Annotated in this window: 17 protein-coding genes; 12 read left to right on the forward strand and 5 right to left on the reverse strand. The window is 48.9% G+C overall.

Features of this window, described 5'->3' with window-relative positions:
- Positions 1-222 precede the first annotated feature (222 nt).
- A complete protein-coding gene (locus E2F51_RS06415) occupies positions 223-1,302 on the forward strand; it encodes a type I restriction endonuclease (protein WP_134824824.1) in 1,080 nt (359 codons plus the stop codon).
- Between the two features lie 103 nt (positions 1,303-1,405).
- On the opposite strand, the gene E2F51_RS06420 is transcribed toward E2F51_RS06415, so the two are convergent.
- A complete protein-coding gene (locus E2F51_RS06420; protein ID WP_134823022.1) occupies positions 1,406-1,801 on the reverse strand; it encodes a VOC family protein in 396 nt (131 codons plus the stop codon).
- Positions 1,802-2,235: 434 nt separating this feature from the next.
- Here E2F51_RS06420 and E2F51_RS06425 point away from each other — a divergent pair, with 434 nt between their 5' ends.
- The 4 genes from E2F51_RS06425 to E2F51_RS06440 all read left to right on the forward strand — a co-directional run bounded on the left by E2F51_RS06425 (position 2,236) and on the right by E2F51_RS06440 (position 3,895).
- Complete coding sequence (locus tag E2F51_RS06425) at positions 2,236-2,472, forward strand: YgdI/YgdR family lipoprotein (RefSeq protein WP_167738384.1); 237 nt, start codon at positions 2,236-2,238, stop codon at positions 2,470-2,472.
- Complete coding sequence (locus tag E2F51_RS06430; RefSeq protein WP_134823023.1) at positions 2,473-2,778, forward strand: hypothetical protein; 306 nt, start codon at positions 2,473-2,475, stop codon at positions 2,776-2,778.
- A gap of 329 nt (positions 2,779-3,107) precedes the next feature.
- Positions 3,108-3,716 (forward strand): TetR/AcrR family transcriptional regulator, encoded by a 609-nt coding sequence (locus E2F51_RS06435; RefSeq protein WP_134823024.1) that lies wholly within the window; start codon positions 3,108-3,110, stop codon positions 3,714-3,716.
- On the forward strand, positions 3,713-3,895 hold the full coding sequence (locus E2F51_RS06440) for a hypothetical protein (RefSeq protein WP_134823025.1): 183 nt from the start codon (positions 3,713-3,715) through the stop codon (positions 3,893-3,895). Before E2F51_RS06435 ends, E2F51_RS06440 begins: the two co-directional genes overlap by 4 nt.
- A gap of 136 nt (positions 3,896-4,031) precedes the next feature.
- Here E2F51_RS06440 and E2F51_RS06445 read toward each other — a convergent pair whose 3' ends face one another.
- Positions 4,032-4,670 carry a glutathione S-transferase family protein gene (locus tag E2F51_RS06445; protein ID WP_134823026.1) on the reverse strand — a complete coding sequence of 213 codons (639 nt, stop codon included), beginning with the start codon at positions 4,668-4,670 and terminating at the stop codon, positions 4,032-4,034.
- A gap of 246 nt (positions 4,671-4,916) precedes the next feature.
- Between E2F51_RS06445 and E2F51_RS06450 the strand changes: the two genes are divergently transcribed.
- The 3 genes from E2F51_RS06450 (at position 4,917) to E2F51_RS06460 (ending at position 7,625) form a co-directional block, all read left to right on the forward strand.
- Positions 4,917-5,405, forward strand: coding sequence for a DinB family protein (locus tag E2F51_RS06450; protein WP_134823027.1), 489 nt, complete (start codon positions 4,917-4,919; stop codon positions 5,403-5,405).
- Between the two features lie 13 nt (positions 5,406-5,418).
- Complete coding sequence (locus tag E2F51_RS06455) at positions 5,419-5,730, forward strand: hypothetical protein (protein ID WP_134823028.1); 312 nt, start codon at positions 5,419-5,421, stop codon at positions 5,728-5,730.
- A gap of 524 nt (positions 5,731-6,254) precedes the next feature.
- Positions 6,255-7,625 carry an FRG domain-containing protein gene (locus E2F51_RS06460; protein ID WP_134823029.1) on the forward strand — a complete coding sequence of 457 codons (1,371 nt, stop codon included), beginning with the start codon at positions 6,255-6,257 and terminating at the stop codon, positions 7,623-7,625.
- A gap of 83 nt (positions 7,626-7,708) precedes the next feature.
- On the opposite strand, the gene E2F51_RS06465 is transcribed toward E2F51_RS06460, so the two are convergent.
- Together E2F51_RS06465 and E2F51_RS06470 are read right to left on the reverse strand one after the other, a co-directional pair.
- Positions 7,709-8,689, reverse strand: a complete 981-nt coding sequence (locus tag E2F51_RS06465; RefSeq protein WP_134823030.1) for a hypothetical protein — start codon at positions 8,687-8,689, stop codon at positions 7,709-7,711.
- A gap of 377 nt (positions 8,690-9,066) precedes the next feature.
- A complete protein-coding gene (locus E2F51_RS06470) occupies positions 9,067-10,086 on the reverse strand; it encodes a LacI family DNA-binding transcriptional regulator (RefSeq protein ID WP_134823031.1) in 1,020 nt (339 codons plus the stop codon).
- 387 nt (positions 10,087-10,473) lie between these two features.
- Between E2F51_RS06470 and E2F51_RS06475 the strand changes: the two genes are divergently transcribed.
- From E2F51_RS06475 to E2F51_RS06485, 3 genes are read left to right on the forward strand one after another with little or no spacing between them, the layout of a single operon-like run.
- Complete coding sequence (locus tag E2F51_RS06475) at positions 10,474-11,190, forward strand: gluconate 2-dehydrogenase subunit 3 family protein (protein ID WP_134823032.1); 717 nt, start codon at positions 10,474-10,476, stop codon at positions 11,188-11,190.
- Positions 11,191-11,227: 37 nt separating this feature from the next.
- A complete protein-coding gene (locus E2F51_RS06480) occupies positions 11,228-13,000 on the forward strand; it encodes a GMC family oxidoreductase (RefSeq protein WP_013204439.1) in 1,773 nt (590 codons plus the stop codon).
- 1 nt (position 13,001) lies between these two features.
- Entirely contained in the window at positions 13,002-14,312 is a 1,311-nt protein-coding gene (locus E2F51_RS06485; RefSeq protein WP_013204440.1) for a cytochrome c, read from the forward strand.
- A 124-nt stretch (positions 14,313-14,436) separates the two neighbouring features.
- Here the strand turns inward: E2F51_RS06485 and E2F51_RS06490 are convergent, their stop codons facing one another.
- Positions 14,437-15,450 carry an NAD(P)-dependent alcohol dehydrogenase gene (locus tag E2F51_RS06490; RefSeq protein WP_134823033.1) on the reverse strand — a complete coding sequence of 338 codons (1,014 nt, stop codon included), beginning with the start codon at positions 15,448-15,450 and terminating at the stop codon, positions 14,437-14,439.
- A 174-nt stretch (positions 15,451-15,624) separates the two neighbouring features.
- On the opposite strand from E2F51_RS06490, the gene E2F51_RS06495 reads away from it, so the two are divergent.
- Positions 15,625-16,530, forward strand: coding sequence for a LysR family transcriptional regulator (locus E2F51_RS06495; protein WP_134824826.1), 906 nt, complete (start codon positions 15,625-15,627; stop codon positions 16,528-16,530).
- Positions 16,531-16,552 lie beyond the last annotated feature (22 nt).

A 16,552-nucleotide genomic window follows, 5' to 3' on the forward strand; every position in this document is an offset into this window, starting at 1 on the left:
GGGGTATTGATTAGAAATCCTTGATCGGATACTGTTAGTGTCAATGAGATAATCCCTAAAGGATATTGATGCTTCATAACGACGTCGTTATTAATGAAGGTTTAAGATTTCCTTCATCTCAATGAGATTTTAAAGAAAGATATAGAATTTTAAGTTTTAAAACAGGGTTTTAGAAGATGGTGCTGGTCTTTTTAATCGATGAAACCAAAAACTGGTGAAAAAATGGAAATTTTGGACACGCTTAACGATCTCTCTGCAAAAATTAAACAACAGGCATCATTGATTAAAACTGAAGAGGCAACAAAAAGTGCCTTCGTAATGCCATTTATTAACAAAGTTCTTGGTTATGATGTTTTTGATCCAACAGAAGTCATACCTGAATACATTTGTGATGTTGGCACCAAGAAAGGCGAAAAAATAGACTTCGCAATAATAAAAAATGGTGAAATACAGATCCTTATTGAATGCAAAAAAATTGGCGAACCATTAAACATTAACCATGCATCTCAACTTTTCAGGTATTTCCATGTAACTACAGCACGCATATCTATATTAACCAATGGACAGGTTTATAAGTTTTTCACAGATCTAGACTCCCCTAACAAAATGGATGAGAAACCATTTTTAGAGCTTGATTTAGATTATATTGATGAGAACGTCGTCCCTGAGATTTTCAAGCTGACTAAAAGTGCATTTGATGTTGATTCAATTGTAAACGCTGCTGGTGAACTAAAGTATGTCAGTCAAATTAAGAAAATAATCTCATCGCAATTTATAAATCCTGATGATGATTTTGTACGGCTAATTGCATCGCGAGTATATGAGGGTGTGCAAACCCAGAAAGTCAGGGAGCTTTTTTCAGCACTTACCAAAAAATCGCTGACACAATGGATGACTGACCAAGTTAATGAAAGACTGAAATCAGCCCTCAACAGTACAAAAATTGTCGAGACAAAAACTGATGTTGAGAAAACTACCAATGATGATATCTCAACTGCAGAAGAGAATAATGATATTGTCACAACCGCAGAAGAGATTGAAGGTTTCCATATCGTTAAGTCAATAATCAGAACGACTCTCTCACCGGAGAGAATTGGGTTCAGAGATACTAAAAGTTATTTCGGCATACTCATTGATGATAACAACAGAAAACCAATATGCCGGCTTCATTTAAATAGAAGCCAGATGTATATTGGATTGTTTGATGATAACAAGAAAGAAATTAGACACCCTTTGAGTAATATTGATGATATATTCAATTTCTCAGAGGAATTGATTACAGCCGCTAAGTTATACTTATAAATATCCGGCCAGGCGCGGATATAAGATGAGTCATGTGAACTCAGAGTTAGGCGAAATCCTTAAGGCTACTCTCTAAAGGTGTAGCCTCCAGAGAGCGTTGACTTTACTTATTCTGGTAAAGATCCCAGCGGTTGCCATACAGGTCTTCAAATACAACAACTGTACCGTACTCCTCTTCGCGAGGTTCCTGGCAGAATTCCACCCCCTTAGCTTTCATGGCGGTGTAGTCGCGCCAGAAGTCATCAGTCTGAAGAAAAAGGAAAACACGTCCGCCACACTGGTTGCCGATAAAGTTTTCCTGCTTCTCGTTTGATGCGCGAGCCAATAGAAGATTACAGTCGCTGTCCGGGTTTGGTGTAACGACTACCCAGCGTTTTCCTGGCTGCGGTGTATCCTCAACGAGCGTAAAGCCCAGTTTTTCCGTGTAATACGCTATTGCCCGATCGTAGTCATCAACAACTATGGCCACATATCCCATGCATCGCTTCTGAGTTCTCATTTCTGCTCCACCAGGTTTCAGGCATACATGCCCGGAGAGTTCTTTTTATCATAAACAAACCTCATTCTGCGTTTAGATTGTTCAGAGTCTCTTCACCCGTCCCAGAGATGAAGGTTGCTGAAGGAAAACTCTCCTGCCCAGCAATGAGACTACTCTTATCACCCTTAAAGAAACACGGACAGCCAATTTGATCCTATGGACTTTCTTAACACTGCGCTGTGAGGGGCTTTGCAGGCAGATGTCCATTTCCCCTGCTTAACCGAATTGGAAAAAAATTTCCCATGCAAGCGCATTATAAAAAATGATTAAGATCATGGAAAAATATACCCGCGCGTTTCTTTACCCGGCCATTGACTATCTGTTTACAGAGTGCGCGTGATAATCAGCAACCTCTTTATCATTCATTTCGAAAATACCAAACCAGAGAGCTTAAAATGAAAGTATCTGCATCTTCAAAACGACTTATCCTGGCTTGTATGGTTGCGTCCGCTGCGTTGAGTCTCACCGCATGCTCAAGCAGTTATGTGATTTCAACCGATGACGGGCACATGATCACCACGCACGGTAAACCGGTTAAAGATAACGACACCGGACTTATCTCATATAAAGATGCTGACGGGGTCACCCACCAAATGAACCAGAAAGACGTTAAAGAAATCATTGAAAAATAAATGAAAAGACTACTAATGCTACTGCTTATTCCCCTCTGTCTGACAGGCTGCGTGGAATATAAATGGGTTAAGGCTGATGCGAATGAGCAGCAGGAGGCGATGGCAGAAACGGCCTGCCAGGCTCAGGCGCTACGTGATTTACCGCCCGATAACGTGGTGAGCGATAAATATACGTCTAAAAATAAGAAAGATAAGTCCACTGACACCAGTTATTCAACAAGTGACGTCAATGAAACTCAGCGCACTATCCTTGTTAAGGACTGCATGTTCAAGAAAGGATGGCAACAGATTGAAATTAAAAAATAATCGTTAAAAATGAGTTTTTTATTTGCAAACAAATGGCAGTCATTGTTCTCAGGGGGCTGCCTTTTCAGCAACTCAGTACTGCCCCCCTTTCCATACTCAACCCAAATTCTCACAAGTCACAATCTTCAAATTAACCTTCATGTCCTTATACCAAGGGGGTTGATATCCCGCACCTCGGTACTGCCCACGTCAGTGTTGTAGCCCCCCCGCCACTCTAGTCACCTTTAAAGAAAAACGAACAGCCAGGATCCGTGAATGAAGAATTTCACAGAAGCTTCCAATTGTAGATTGATCGATCTACAATCGATATTCCCCCACAGGAGAACCTTATGAAAGCATCGGTTGGTAGGCCCAGAGAATTTGATCCAAAGGACTTTCTTAACACTGCGCTGGAGTGCTTCTGGCAGAATGGATACCGGGCAACCTCGATGTCTGACCTTATGAAGGCATCAGGCCTGGCAAGCGCCAGCATCTACAAACTTTACCCGGATAAACGGGCTATCTATCTTGCTGCACTACAGCTTTATATGGATGAAGGAACATCCAGAGGCATGAAGCGTGATGCGGACTTGTCGCCAGAAGATGCATTGCGGGAAACCCTCGAATTTGTCGCCCTGTTCTCATCTGCTCCTGAAGGAGATAAAGGCTGCTTTACCATAGCCGCCGCCAGTGAACTCTTGCCGGGTGATGAAGAGGTCAAAAACAAGGTGTCTGATAAATTTAATAAGATAATTAATCAATTAGAGACAATATTGACCAAAGGCCAGGCACAGCAGGTCTTTCGACAGGATGAAGATGCAAGAGTAATGGCAGTAAGTATTTTCATGATGCTGGAAGGGATGCGTGTTTACGCAAAAATTCAGCCTGCAATTGAAGACCTCAGAAGGAGCAACGATTTTATCGTCAGGTCGGTGCTATCAAACAAGGTATCAACATGACAGAAGTGGGCACCATTGTTCAGCGCCATAAACGAAAACACACAATGGTGGTTCTTGAATACGAGAACGGCATCGCCCTGTGCGGCTGGATCGATAAAGGCCGGTTTTATAAAAGACGCTTTCCTGTGACTCAATTAAAGGTGTGTGCGCCGTGGTCAAATTTTTGGCCTTTTACATGAAAGCGCTGCGTTACATCTCCAACTGACGTTATAACAACTCCCAAGCCGAACAGCTGTTACTGCCCCGCAATGAACAATCGCTAGTATCAATCCAGGCCGTTTATAGCTCATAACGTGCTGCATCAAACTTACACCGTTAAGCGCGCAACTCTTCATATGAAACCATGACATGCTCCTGAAAAGCAGGTCTCAAGGCGATATTTTCATAATACGCACGTAATCTGGGTAAAGGCTTTCGGACGACATCTATATCGTAATAACGGTATAACACGTGACCAAACTGGATGTCGGCCAGAGAAAAATCATCTCCCGCCAGAAAGCGGTGTTTTTCGAACTGCGCTTCTGCGACTGAGAGGTAGTTTTCTAACTTCACCATCGCTTCAGTTATAGCTTGCTCGTCTCGGTTTTCCTGCGGTGTACGTACAACACGCCAGAACACAGGGAGATTAAATGCCGTCGCCACATTAATTTTTGACCATTCAGCCCATTTATCTATATTCGCTTTTTGTATGTCATCCGAGGGCCAGAAGCTTTCAGCACCATAGCGATTAGCGAGATAGCGAAGAATGGCTCCCGTCTCCCATAGGGGTGGAGCGGTACCATCTTGCAGAACCGGAACAGTCCTGTTTGGATTAAGTGAATAGTAAAAATCAGTCTCAGTCCCTTTATACTTATGCCCTATGTCGTGCCTGACGTACGGCAATTCCATTTCTCCAATGCACCACATCAAAGCCTGAACATTCGAAGACGTTTTGCGACCCCATACCGTTAGCATCTGGACTCCTTTTGGCGTGACATTCAAGCCAGGTTACCACAAGGGTCCTTGAGCCTATTGAACAATTATTAATATAGGACTTTGGGAATGTTTGGGCTTAGAACAGAACAAGCCCAATTTCATATGCATTAGTTTTAGCGACTCAATGATTACGATATATAGGCAGACCGTGTTGGTTTAGTCATGTTGCACTGCAAGACGCAATGAAGGCATGATATCGCTTCACAGGAAATGAAGGGCAAGGTAATGGATAAGGACACGTTAGTTGCGCTACTAAAATATAAACTGTGGGCGGATACAGATACCCTCCAGTCGATACAGGAAACCGATGATTCAATCCATCCTGAGAAGCGTCACCTGATGCTGAGGTTGATGAATCATATCTACGTAGTAGACAGAATTTTCCAGGCTAACATGACCAGCCGGCAACACGGATATTCCGCCCTCAACACGCCAGAAACGCCATCAGTTGAAGAATTGCGAGTGAATATGCGCGAATGTATCGAGTGGTATATCGAGCGCGTGAGCGCCATGCAAGATGCCGATTTCGCTAAAGTTATCAGATTCCAGTTTGTCGATGGCGGTGAAGGTCAAATGAAGTCACTCGACATGATCAACCATGTGCTTTTCCATGGGACCTATCATCGCGGCGCTGTCGGATGGCTCATTTCCGAGTGCGGAGGCATTCCCCCCAAAGACGTGGTAACGGTTTTTCTTCGGGATCATAATCACTGAAAGGAGAAAGTTAATGATTGTCCGGACATGGCACGGTTGCGTTCCGCTTAAACATGCAGAGGGCTTTGCTGAGCATCTCGATAAAACAGGTGTGGAGCATTCAAGGAGTGTCGAGGGAAATAAGGGCGCATTCGTGCGAAGTGAAACGCAGAACGGTTGGGAGCATTTTTTCCTTGCCACCTACTGGCAGGACCTTGAGGCAGTAAAGGCCTTCGCAGGTGAAAATTATCAGGTGGCAATGACATACCCTGATGACGAGGCGTTCGAATTGCTTTCCGATCCCTATGTATTCCAGCATGAGGTTGAGGCTATCTCACCGCTTTAAGTGCAATTTTGGGTGACGTTATCAATCATCCGGATTGGAGAGTTCAGTACTTGCGCTGGCGTTATGCAAAATCGTTATTTCTTGCATAAGCAGTAAGCTTTATGAACCTAATGTCTGCCAGGAGCGAGAAGCTAAGCATAAAGCGGTATATGAGGCAGCTCAGCAACAAAATTAGAATAGGATGTGGTTCCAATGAAAGTGAACAATTGCCAGACTTGTGACCAGCCAATGAGTGCCGCATCAGAAACACTGAATCTTGATTGTGGTGGCGATTGTTCAAGTTGCATGGCTTGGCATGGTGATCCAGACGCTATCGAGGCTGTTGAAAGACTTACGGGTGAGAAGGTTGATAGCCGTGGGCGTACACATCATTCTTTTAATGTTAAAGGTCAGTTATGAGCGAAAAGCGGACATTGCTAACAGCGTTTTATGTGAACCAGCGGGGCACAGGTCACGCAATGTTTAAAAACTCACCAGTTCTGGCATAATGAAAATACAATGTAATTAATGCAAGGATGACATACATGTTGAATCTTATCGTGGTCGGTAATCCCGATTATCACAGTTTTTTCTCTGACAATAACGGTGAAGCATCTTTTCCGGTTTCCCGGCTTTTTGAATCCACCCCTGACTCACTCAGAAATAAACTGCTCCCCCTGACCAGCAAAACCTATCAGTTTCTTCAGGAACTGCCGGTCATCTTTATGACAGAGCCGGAGTTTGAAGTTGATGAGGAAGACAATACAGGCGGTTATTACAGCCATATCCGCATTGGAAGAATAAGTAACATCAGAGCAACCACTATAAACAGGGAAAAAGTTCTGGCTTTTAACTATGAGTTAACCGGTTTCATCGGCAAAGAGTTCTTAACCAGTGAAAAAGAATACGTCAGGAAGCTGGAGCTAGGCAGCTTCGGGCTGAACAGAAATTTCTGGGCAGTCAAGGATATAGACGTTAAAGAGTTTTTCGATATATTAGGCCTCAGTGTATTAGCCCCTGAAGCTTCCGCTGCGGTTAAAACCGAAGCACCTGACAATAATGAAGACCTTGAGGTAATTTCGGATATCAATCAATATCTGGAAATCATACTGAATCATCCTCAGGAAAATAACGAAGATGTGTTTTACCGGGGTCACTCCGACATCAGCTATCAGTTAGAACCTTCGCTGTTCCGCAAAAATACGCAGGGTAACTATCGCTACCGACATCACGAATCGGATATGATTACCGAGCTGCTGACGGTTCAACCCGCCGAGTTCAGAGATGACCGCTATATGCTGGATAAGCTTGTACGCATGCAACATTATGGTTTACCCACGCGCCTGCTTGACGTCTCAACTAACCCGCTTATCGCACTCTATTTCGCGTGTTCCAAAATCAAACGAGACAAAGATGAAAATGAAATTGATGGCAACGTCATTATATTAACGGCACCCAAAAGTGAAATTAAGTTTTTCGACTCCGATACTGTAAGTTGTATAGCCAATCTTTCCCGGCTTCCATCACGTATCAAAAGCAACCTGAATACCAGCTTGGCGACTCAGGCATTTAATGCCACCGAAGAGTGCGGGCATTTGCTTCATCTGATCCGTGATGAGAAGTCCTATTTCAAAAACATTATCGATCCGGCACATTTGAGTAAAATCGTTCTGGTTAAAGGGCGGCTCAGCAACGCCCGAATTTCTTCTCAGTCTGGAGCGTTCCTCTTATTTGGCGAAAACGTGGACCTGCCAGCAACAGGGCTAAGTACGCTGAACGTCAGAAAACTGGTGATTAGAAACAAGGAACGCCTGATGCAGCAGCTCAGCCGCTTCGGCATCAACGAAAGTACGGTTTATCCGGGTATAGAGAAAGCTGCAACGGAAATCGCCAAACTCTACGATGGTCGGAGCTGATAACAGATAGGCATACGGTGCCGCTGTATGCCTTCCCAGTGCTACCTGTCGCGTATTTCTTTCGGAAAAAGACGTACTCCTGATTAGAACGGAATATCATCGTTCTTAACGGCATCATCAGAGATGAGTGCACCTCCGGGCAGAGGTATATTACTTACAGTATATAAATTAAGAATGTCTTCCCGGTCCATAAACATTATCTGGCTTCTTTTGCTGGCATCAAGTTTCCCGCCAAGCCAATTCCTCGCCTGTTTAGTAATTTCTCCGCCGGAAAGAATAAAGGCATGATCTACCAGCACCTTTCTGTTTGTTTCCGGGTCAAATATTTCATGGCCAAGCATCATCAGTACCTGGTTGTGGATTTCTGCCACGTTTGAATTCGTAGCTTTGCTGACTCCGGACGCATCCAGCTTGCCTTTTTTTGCCTGAATGCCGAAATAAAGAACATGCTGAGTTGGCAGTGTGAACTTCATCCAGATGTCTTTCCCGTATTCCAGTGCTTTATCTTTATGTCCCGCTGCTGTTATTCGGTGAAAACCGAGTTGCCGGAATAAAGGGAGGAGTACCTCTTCTATCAGCTCATCTTCAGAGCAGGTATCGAGAAAGAAGGTCAGTAATGTTCTGCGTTTTATTTCGTGAGGCGTTAAGGGCCGATGAGGATTATTACTTACTGAAACTGTTTTGGTGCCAATATGGCGTATATACAAAAGATTATCGTCACCATAGAATGCCTCATAGCCTTCCCGCATCAATGGCTTGTTCAGTTCTTCAAGCGCTTTTGATCTTGCGGGATCGTCATCCATGGCATCTTCTTTTAACATTAAAGTCCTGAGTACATGAATAAACCTTTCCGGTAAAGTATGGGCCTTTGGCTGTGGCTCATTAAGAAGTTCTTCAAGCCTCTGGGCCGTCCATGCCCACCGCGTTGATCCGTCATGAATAACCTCCATGTCGCAGTCCTGGAAAAATTCAGTGATGCGACTGCTTGAGCGATACAGGAATGCCGTATTATCTCCGATGAGACATTCCGCGAGAGCCCTGAGATTTCTGTCCTTAAATTTCATGTGTAATAATCTCCCCCTGTTCAGTATATAGAATTAATTGCAGGAACCGTTTATTCGGGTAACTGTTAGCGATTCACTACTCATTACCACTAATTCACAAAAGAAACGCCCGAAGCAGTAATTGGGCGGGTATCACTGGTGGAACCTTCACACAGCAAGTGTATCCGCCATCATAATGATGTTAAAACGTCCCGGCTACGGGATTAGCGGCCTCGCGTAGAGCAAACTTGATCCGGCGCGCTTTTTTCATTTTCTTAGGGCAGAAAAATCAAATGACCCTTCCCCGTTGAACAACACTGATGGTTGTTAACTAATTCCGCTTATGGCACATTGCAGACTGCCCCCCTCACTAAAACCCGGAAATGATCACCCCACCTTCAACCCAAATTCTCACACGTCACAATCTTCAAATCGACCTTCCCGTCCTCATACAGCGCAGGCTGATACCCGGTTTCCAGATGACTCAACAGCAGCTCGATCGAAAGGCGCGCATGCTGATGGGCATTCTGGTCGAGGGTGAAATCCACCGCATCCTCCTGCAGCATGGCTTTGGTGATGCTGTACAGCTCATGGGTGATAAAGGCGCATACGCCCAGCCGCTGGTGCTTTTGCAGGATATCCCGCACTTCGGTATTGCCCACGCCGGTGTTGTAAACCCCGGCCACGTCATTTGACAGTGAGAGCGTCGAATCCAGCAGCGAGCGGATGGTGTCTCGCTGATCCTGTCCGGCCAGCGCTTCCCGCAGTTTCACCTGCGGCGCGTGGGCAGCCATCGCATTGCGAAACCCTTCAATGCGCTGGCGGTGGGCGCGATAGTCGATGCGCCCGCTGACCATAATCACATCGCCAGTGGTATTGATCGTTTTGCTCATCAGCAGTCCTGCGGTGCGGCCTGCCTGATACTGATTAATGCCGACGTGGCAAAGCCGTTGCGCATCCGGGATATCCGTCACGAAGGTGACCACCGGAATGCCGTTGGCATGACAGTGCGCCAGCGCGTCGTGGATCATGGGATAGTCATGACCAAACACGATCAGGCCGTCGCGCTTCTCACTGCTGGCGATAATGCGTTGCGCCAGAATCTCTGGCTGCGATTCCGGGATAAAAGTGCGATGCAGCGTTAAGCGCTGATAACCCAAATGGTTGGCGACGGCACTCAGATCGTTATTCAGCCGCTGAAAAAACGACGAGGGATTGCTGCTGAGAAACGCTTCGATCTGCCACGGCTGCTTATGCTCTTCCGGCAGATAGCGCTTAAGCCCCGCTTGTCGCGCGGCATGCAGCACTTTTCGCACCGTCTCGGGAGAAACGCCGCCGCGATCGTTGAGTACCCGGTCTACCGTGGCCACGCCCACACCGGCCATTTTCGCCAGCATTTGCAGGGTTAACTTTTTCATTTTTACTCCCGGAAACCCGGTAAAAATCCTGACGAAAACATGCCGCGTTCACTTTCTGCATCACAGCGAAAAACAGGGCGATAGGTTGGATGAAATTCTTTGCCGACGCGTCACAATTCGAGCGATTGCAGGCAGGACACCTTTTTGTCCGGCGCAAAAAAGCAGCAGGCCCGAGGCAATGATGTAAAACCATCAACGAAAATCTTGGTCGCGATCACGCTACGAATTATTATCCCCCGAGTTTGTTAATGCTTTATTAAACACTTTATTTACATGTGAAGTAAATATCTCTGATTTGATATTTATAATTATCTAAATATCACGAATTTCTATTCCAAAATTAAAATAATAATTCCGCAATGTGATCAATTAACCGGCAGGGAATCTATGAAACGCAGAGAGTTTCTTACCTCAATGGCAGCATTGGGTGTGGCGACGTCATTGCCTGGCGCTCAGGCTGAAGTCGTCACCGGTGGCCAGCCCTGGCAACCAGGAAAAGTAAATACCCCTCCCACTCCGCCTCGCACCGGCGGCTTACAGTTTCTGACCCAACATGAGTCAGACACCGTGGGCATCATTGCTGAGCACTTTATCCCGGCGGATGAATCCAGCCTCAGTGGCAAAGACGCGGGCTGTGCCACCTTTATCGACCGTCAGCTGGCGGGCGATTATGGCAAGGCCGTTGCCGTCTACCGCCTCGGACGCTTTGTGAAAGGCACGCCTGAGCAGGGCCAGCAATCGTTGCTGACGCCTGCGGAGCGTTACCGCCAGGGCCTGACCGCGCTGGATCAGGCTACCCGCAAAGCCTACGGCAAACCCTTTAATGAACTGGACGAAGCCCGCCGTGAGCAGATCCTGCACGCGATGGAAGCCGGTAAATTCGATTTAGGTGCCGACGTGGACACCAAAGTCTTTTTCGAGCTGCTGCTGCAAAACGTCCGTGAAGGTTTTCTCTCCGACCCGATATACGGTGGAAATAAAGAGATGACCAGCTGGAAAATGCTGGGCTTCCCTGGAGCACGTTATGACTTCCGCGATCTGCTGAGTAAAAAAGGGCAGAAGCTGAATATCATCCCCACCAGTCTGATTGATAACACCCTGTAAATACTGGCTGTTATATTTATGTAGAGAGCAAAGTCTTATGAATAACGTGCGTCCAAAAGCTGATGTCGTCATCGTCGGCCTGGGATGGTGTGGCTCTTTGATTGCCGAAGAGTTAACCCGTGCCGGCCTGAATGTTGTTGCCGTTGAGCGCGGTCCGTGGTTTGAAACCGCCACGGATTTTCCCCCGTCGATAGATACCGATGAACTGCGCTGGGATACCCGCCGCAGTATGCTGCTGCCGCCCGCAGTGGAAACCACCACCTTCCGCAATAACATCACCCAACAGGCGCTACCCAGCCGCGACTGGAACCTGAATGAGCTGGGCTATAACGTCGGCGGATCCGGTACCCACTGGGCCGGCATGGCGTGGCGTTTCACCCCGTTCGATTTGCAGCCGTACACCCAGACCGTTGAGCGCTACGGCAAAAAGCAGATTGCTAAAGGGCTGATCCTGCAGGACTGGGGCGTGACCTATGACGAGCTGGAACCGTTTTACGATCGCTTCGAAAAAATCGCCGGCGTGTCGGGCAAAGCGGGCAAGCTGAACGGCGAAGTGATCCCGGACGGCAACCCGTTTGAAGGCAACCGCAGCAGTGAATATCCGCTGCCGCCGCTGGAAGGCATGCGTCTGACCGATCTGTTCCGCGATGCGGCAAAATCCCTGGGTCAGCACCCGTTCATGGTGCCGGCGGGCCAGGCGTCCCGCGCCTACGTCAATCCGCTTGGCGTGCGCATGGGGCCGTGCACCTACTGCGGTTACTGCCTGTATTACGGCTGCGGTAACTTCTCTAAATCCAGCCCGAACGCCTGCGTGATCCCGGCGCTGATGCAGCGTGAGAACTTCACGGTGTTGACCGATTCCGCCGTGGTGAAGGTCAATAAAGCCGACGACGGCAAGACCGCCACCGGCGTGACCTATCTGGATCGCAATAAAAAAGCGTGGTTCCAGCCGGCAGATATCGTGATCCTTTCGGCGTTCCAGATGCAGAACGTGCGTCTGCTGCTGCTTTCCAAAATCGGCGTGCCTTACGATCCGGTCAGCAAGAAAGGCGTGGTCGGCCGCGCCTACAGCTTCCAGACCGTGGCCGGTGCCACCCTGTTCTTTGAAGACGAAAACCTCAACCAGTTTATCGGTGCCGGCGCGCTTTCGCAGCAGGTGGACGACTTCAACGGCGATAACTTCGATCACACCAACCTCGGCTTTATTGGTGGAGCCGGCATTCTGGTGGTGGCGCGCGGTGCGCGTCCGATTGGTAATGCCGACGCGCTGCCGCCAGGCACGCCGCGCTGGGGTAAAGAGTGGAAAAAAGCCTATACCCATGCGTTCCAGAACGGCACCTTTATCTTCGGCCAGGGCACCAGCTATTCCCATGAGGATTACTACCTCGACCTGGACCCGGAATACAAAGATGACAACGGCAATCCGCTGCTGCGCGTAACCTTCGATTACAACGAAAACGACCGTCTTGCGGCGAAGTTTATCGAAGAGAAAAGCGTGGAAATCGGCAAGGCAATGGGCGCCAAAATCGTCAACGGCACCAACTCCGCCTCGGGCCACTATTCGCCGTATAACTTTGCCAGTGACCACACCATCGGCGGCGCCGTGATGGGGACCGACCCACAGACCAGCGTGCTCAACCGCTATCAGCAAAGCTGGGACATGCATAACCTGTTTGTCCTTGGCGCTTCATCGTTCCCCAATAATGCCGGCTACAACCCAACCGGCACCATCGGCGCACTCAGCCTGTGGACGGCAAAAGCCATTATTGAGCAATACGTGAAAAACCCCGGCCCACTGGTGAAGGTGTGACATGAAAAAGACCAAAATTTTGGGCGGCGTGGCGCTGATTGCCGTCGCCGTGGCCGCGGGGTTGCTGTGGCAAAATGGCACTACCCGCGCGGATGACGTCGCGGATAACACCCTCCTCACCAGCCAGCCGCCGGGAGCGGAGGATGCTGCCGCCGTGGCGCGCGGGAAGTACATTGCCATCGCCGGCGACTGTGTGGCCTGCCATACCGCGCCGGAGAGCAAAGATGCGTTTGCCGGCGGCTATTCGATCAGCACGCCGTTTGGCGGTATCGTTGCCAGCAACATTACGCCTGATACGGAAACCGGGATTGGCAGCTGGACCGAGCGTGATTTCTATCGCGCGGTGCGTCACGGCAAGGGCAAAGACGGCGAAAACCTCTATCCGGCGATGCCGTATAACGCCTACGTGAAAACCAGCGACAAGGACATGCACGACCTGTGGATGTATATGCGCTCGGTGAAGCCGGTGAATTATCACGCTCCGGAGACCCACCTCGGCTTCCCGTACAATATCCGTCTGGCGATGATGGGCTGGAACCTGTTGTTCTTTAAAAACAGCGGATACGAGCCGGACACATCTAAATCCGCCGAATGGAATCGCGGTGCCTATCTGGTGGAAGGTCTGGAGCACTGTAGCGCCTGCCATACGCCGAAAAATCTGCTGGGTGGCGATACCGGAGCCTATCTGCAGGGCAGTAACCTGGCAGAATGGCATGCGCCGGATATCACCCCGAACCGCTATACCGGCGTCGGCAGCTGGAGTGACCAGCAACTTGTCGACTACCTGAAAACCGGCAGCAACCATGTGGCGGTGGCGTCCGGGCCGATGGCGGAAGCGGTGACCAACTCGACCCAGCATCTGACCGATGCGGATCTACGCGCGATTGCGGTCTACCTGAAATCGCAGCCGGACTCGGGGACCAAAGCACCCCAACCGCTGGCGGCCGATTCGGCGCAGATGAAAATGGGTGCCAACGTCTATTCCGCCAACTGCAGCGCCTGTCATAACAGTGACGGCAAGGGTATCCCGCAGCTTGCGGCCGGACTGGCGAACAATCCGGGGCTGATGGCGGACGATGCGTCGTCGATTATTACCACTATCCTGCAGGGTGGCAGGGGTGCGGTGACGCAGTCCAACCCAACCAGCGGTGCGATGCCGTCGTTTGCCTGGAAACTGTCTGATGAACAGGTCGCGGCTGCCGCAACCTATCTGCGGAACAGCTGGGGCAATGCCGCGCCGGCCGTAACGGCCGATGATGTGGCGAAAAACCGGGCGTTGATAAACATGCCCGCGCAGATGCCAGAAAAGTAGTGGGTTTTGTTGCGATGAAGGCCGGCTTGCCGGCCTTTTTTACTGACACGTTAATGCTGTCACTGAGTCCATCTGGCTATCGCTAACGGCCGCCCAGATTTCTCATCGTTGCGGATCGTTGTGATTAGCCATCAATCTTGATAACGATTTTACCGAATGCGCCGCGAGAAAGGTGCTTAAAGGCTTCGATAGCATCGTTAAAGCTATAAACCTGTTCAATGACCGGCTTGATATTATGCTTAGTCAGGAACGGGTTCATTCGGTCAAAGGAAGAACGTGGAGCAACAGCGATACCCCGAATGGTTGTTTGACGGAAAATAAGCGGCATCAAATCGAGCTGGGAAGTCTGACCGGTCAGAAATCCTACCTGAGCAATCGTTCCGGCTACTTTGGTTGCGGCTACCGACTGGTTTACGCCGTTACCGCCAGCCACCTCCACGGTAATATCAGCTCCCTTACCCTCCGTTAATGCCAGCACCTGTTTTTCCCAGTCAGGGAAGGTTTTATAGTTGATCCCCTCATCTGCACCCAGTTCCTTAATACGCGCCAGGTTGGCATCATTACTGGAGGTGGCAATAACACTTGCGCCGAAGGCATGGGCAATCTGTGTCGCAAAGACAGAAACACCCCCGGTTCCCTGTACCAGAACGGTTTGTCCAGGCTGGAGATTGCCGATATCCATCAGGGAATACCATGCCGTCAATGCTGCAATGGGCAACGTTGAGGCTTCTTCATCCGTCATGCTGGCAGGCGCGTTAACTGCACTGTCTTCATGAATAATCATATATTCAGCCAGACCGCCAGGAAGCGGCATCCCCATACACCATAAGGGCTCATCGACAGCAGGTTCACCTTCTAACCAGCGCGAATAAAGGTGTGAATTAACGCGTTCGCCGATGCGAAAACGGGTGACGCCTTCCCCCACAGCGACAATGGTTCCCGCTGCATCTGAGACAGGAATCAATGGCTTTGGCACCAGGTCTGGCTCGTAAAAACCGTCAACAATCGCTTTGTCTCTGAAGTTCAGAGAGACAGCGCCCACTTTAATCAGTAATTCGCCAGGACCTGGGGTCGGCGTCTCGACTTCTCCCAACTGCAAATTTTCGAGGCCAAAATCGTTCAATAACCATGCTTTCATGTTTGTTACGTCCGCTAAGTACAAATCAGTAAAGCCAATAGTAGAGATCGACGAGGAGGGGAAAAAGCCATGGAAAAGGACTTCAGTGTTACTGCTGGGGAAACAATCCGGACGGGGTATAATTCATACTATCTGCGAGTAAATGTGGGGAGATTCCCCTGGAGAATAAAATCTGTGCGCACCAACCTGCTTGAGTTAATGAGTATTTTCGTTCAGGTCGTCGAGTTGCGTAGTTTTACTAAAGCCGCTGACGCCTTACAACTTCATCGCCCTGCGGTAAGTAAATCCATACAACAACTTGAAGATGACCTCGGCGTAAAGTTGCTCCAGCGCACGACGCGTAGCCTGAGTGTCACCGGTGAAGGAGAAGAAGTTTATCTGCGGGCAAAAACGCTGCTGAACGACGTTAATGAGATGATGGCAACGGTTTCCCCTCATCAGCCCCCTCACGGCCGTCTTCGTATCAGTGCACCGCTTGCACTCACGCACAGTATCCTCATTCCCTCTTTAGGTGAGTTTCAGGCCCTTTACCCTGAAATTGATATTGTGCTCACGGCTTCAGATCGCCTGACCGATCTGATTTCTGAAGGCATTGACTGTGTTATTCGATTGGGAGAGCTGGAAGACTCAAGCTTTATTTCGCGCCGTATTGGTCAGGTCCAGATGGCGACCTGTGCTGCGCCAGCCTATATCGAAAAGTTTGGGTTTCCCCTCACCCCAGATGAGCTGATTCATCACAAAGCCATTAATTTTTTCAGTGAAAACAGTCGTGAAGTCATGGAGTGGAAGTTTGTCATCGACGGGGAAGTGGTCTCACGGTGCCCCGGAAGCACTATGCGGGTCAACAATTCAGATGTGCTTTTGTCCTGCGGATTAGCGGGGTTAGGCATACTCCATGCCCTGAGGACCGCAATGGAGCCCTATATCCATTCCGGCAGGCTGACGGAAGTGTTAACCGACTATGCCACCGTCACCAAACCCGTTTCCATCCTGTATCCTGACCGACGCTATCTTTCACCTGCCGTCCGGGCATTTATAGACTGGTTTTCCGACGTTTTCGCCGCTAAGCATCAGCGTTAACCGAGGTATTTTTGGGTGGATG

This window comes from Erwinia sp. QL-Z3, assembly GCF_004551645.1.
Classification (GTDB): domain Bacteria; phylum Pseudomonadota; class Gammaproteobacteria; order Enterobacterales; family Enterobacteriaceae; genus Erwinia; species Erwinia billingiae.

What these genes read in the sequence shown, in the direction of transcription:
- E2F51_RS06415 (WP_134824824.1), top strand. Translation starts at nt 223, where the DNA reads ATGGAAATTTTGGACACGCTTAACGATCTCTCTGCAAAAATTAAACAA.
- E2F51_RS06420 (WP_134823022.1), bottom strand. Translation starts at nt 1,801, where the DNA reads ATGAGAACTCAGAAGCGATGCATGGGATATGTGGCCATAGTTGTTGAT.
- E2F51_RS06425 (WP_167738384.1), top strand. Translation starts at nt 2,236, where the DNA reads ATGAAAGTATCTGCATCTTCAAAACGACTTATCCTGGCTTGTATGGTT.
- E2F51_RS06430 (WP_134823023.1), top strand. Translation starts at nt 2,473, where the DNA reads ATGAAAAGACTACTAATGCTACTGCTTATTCCCCTCTGTCTGACAGGC.
- E2F51_RS06435 (WP_134823024.1), top strand. Translation starts at nt 3,108, where the DNA reads ATGAAAGCATCGGTTGGTAGGCCCAGAGAATTTGATCCAAAGGACTTT.
- E2F51_RS06440 (WP_134823025.1), top strand. Translation starts at nt 3,713, where the DNA reads ATGACAGAAGTGGGCACCATTGTTCAGCGCCATAAACGAAAACACACA.
- E2F51_RS06445 (WP_134823026.1), bottom strand. Translation starts at nt 4,670, where the DNA reads ATGCTAACGGTATGGGGTCGCAAAACGTCTTCGAATGTTCAGGCTTTG.
- E2F51_RS06450 (WP_134823027.1), top strand. Translation starts at nt 4,917, where the DNA reads ATGGATAAGGACACGTTAGTTGCGCTACTAAAATATAAACTGTGGGCG.
- E2F51_RS06455 (WP_134823028.1), top strand. Translation starts at nt 5,419, where the DNA reads ATGATTGTCCGGACATGGCACGGTTGCGTTCCGCTTAAACATGCAGAG.
- E2F51_RS06460 (WP_134823029.1), top strand. Translation starts at nt 6,255, where the DNA reads ATGTTGAATCTTATCGTGGTCGGTAATCCCGATTATCACAGTTTTTTC.
- E2F51_RS06465 (WP_134823030.1), bottom strand. Translation starts at nt 8,689, where the DNA reads ATGAAATTTAAGGACAGAAATCTCAGGGCTCTCGCGGAATGTCTCATC.
- E2F51_RS06470 (WP_134823031.1), bottom strand. Translation starts at nt 10,086, where the DNA reads ATGAAAAAGTTAACCCTGCAAATGCTGGCGAAAATGGCCGGTGTGGGC.
- E2F51_RS06475 (WP_134823032.1), top strand. Translation starts at nt 10,474, where the DNA reads ATGAAACGCAGAGAGTTTCTTACCTCAATGGCAGCATTGGGTGTGGCG.
- E2F51_RS06480 (WP_013204439.1), top strand. Translation starts at nt 11,228, where the DNA reads ATGAATAACGTGCGTCCAAAAGCTGATGTCGTCATCGTCGGCCTGGGA.
- E2F51_RS06485 (WP_013204440.1), top strand. Translation starts at nt 13,002, where the DNA reads ATGAAAAAGACCAAAATTTTGGGCGGCGTGGCGCTGATTGCCGTCGCC.
- E2F51_RS06490 (WP_134823033.1), bottom strand. Translation starts at nt 15,450, where the DNA reads ATGAAAGCATGGTTATTGAACGATTTTGGCCTCGAAAATTTGCAGTTG.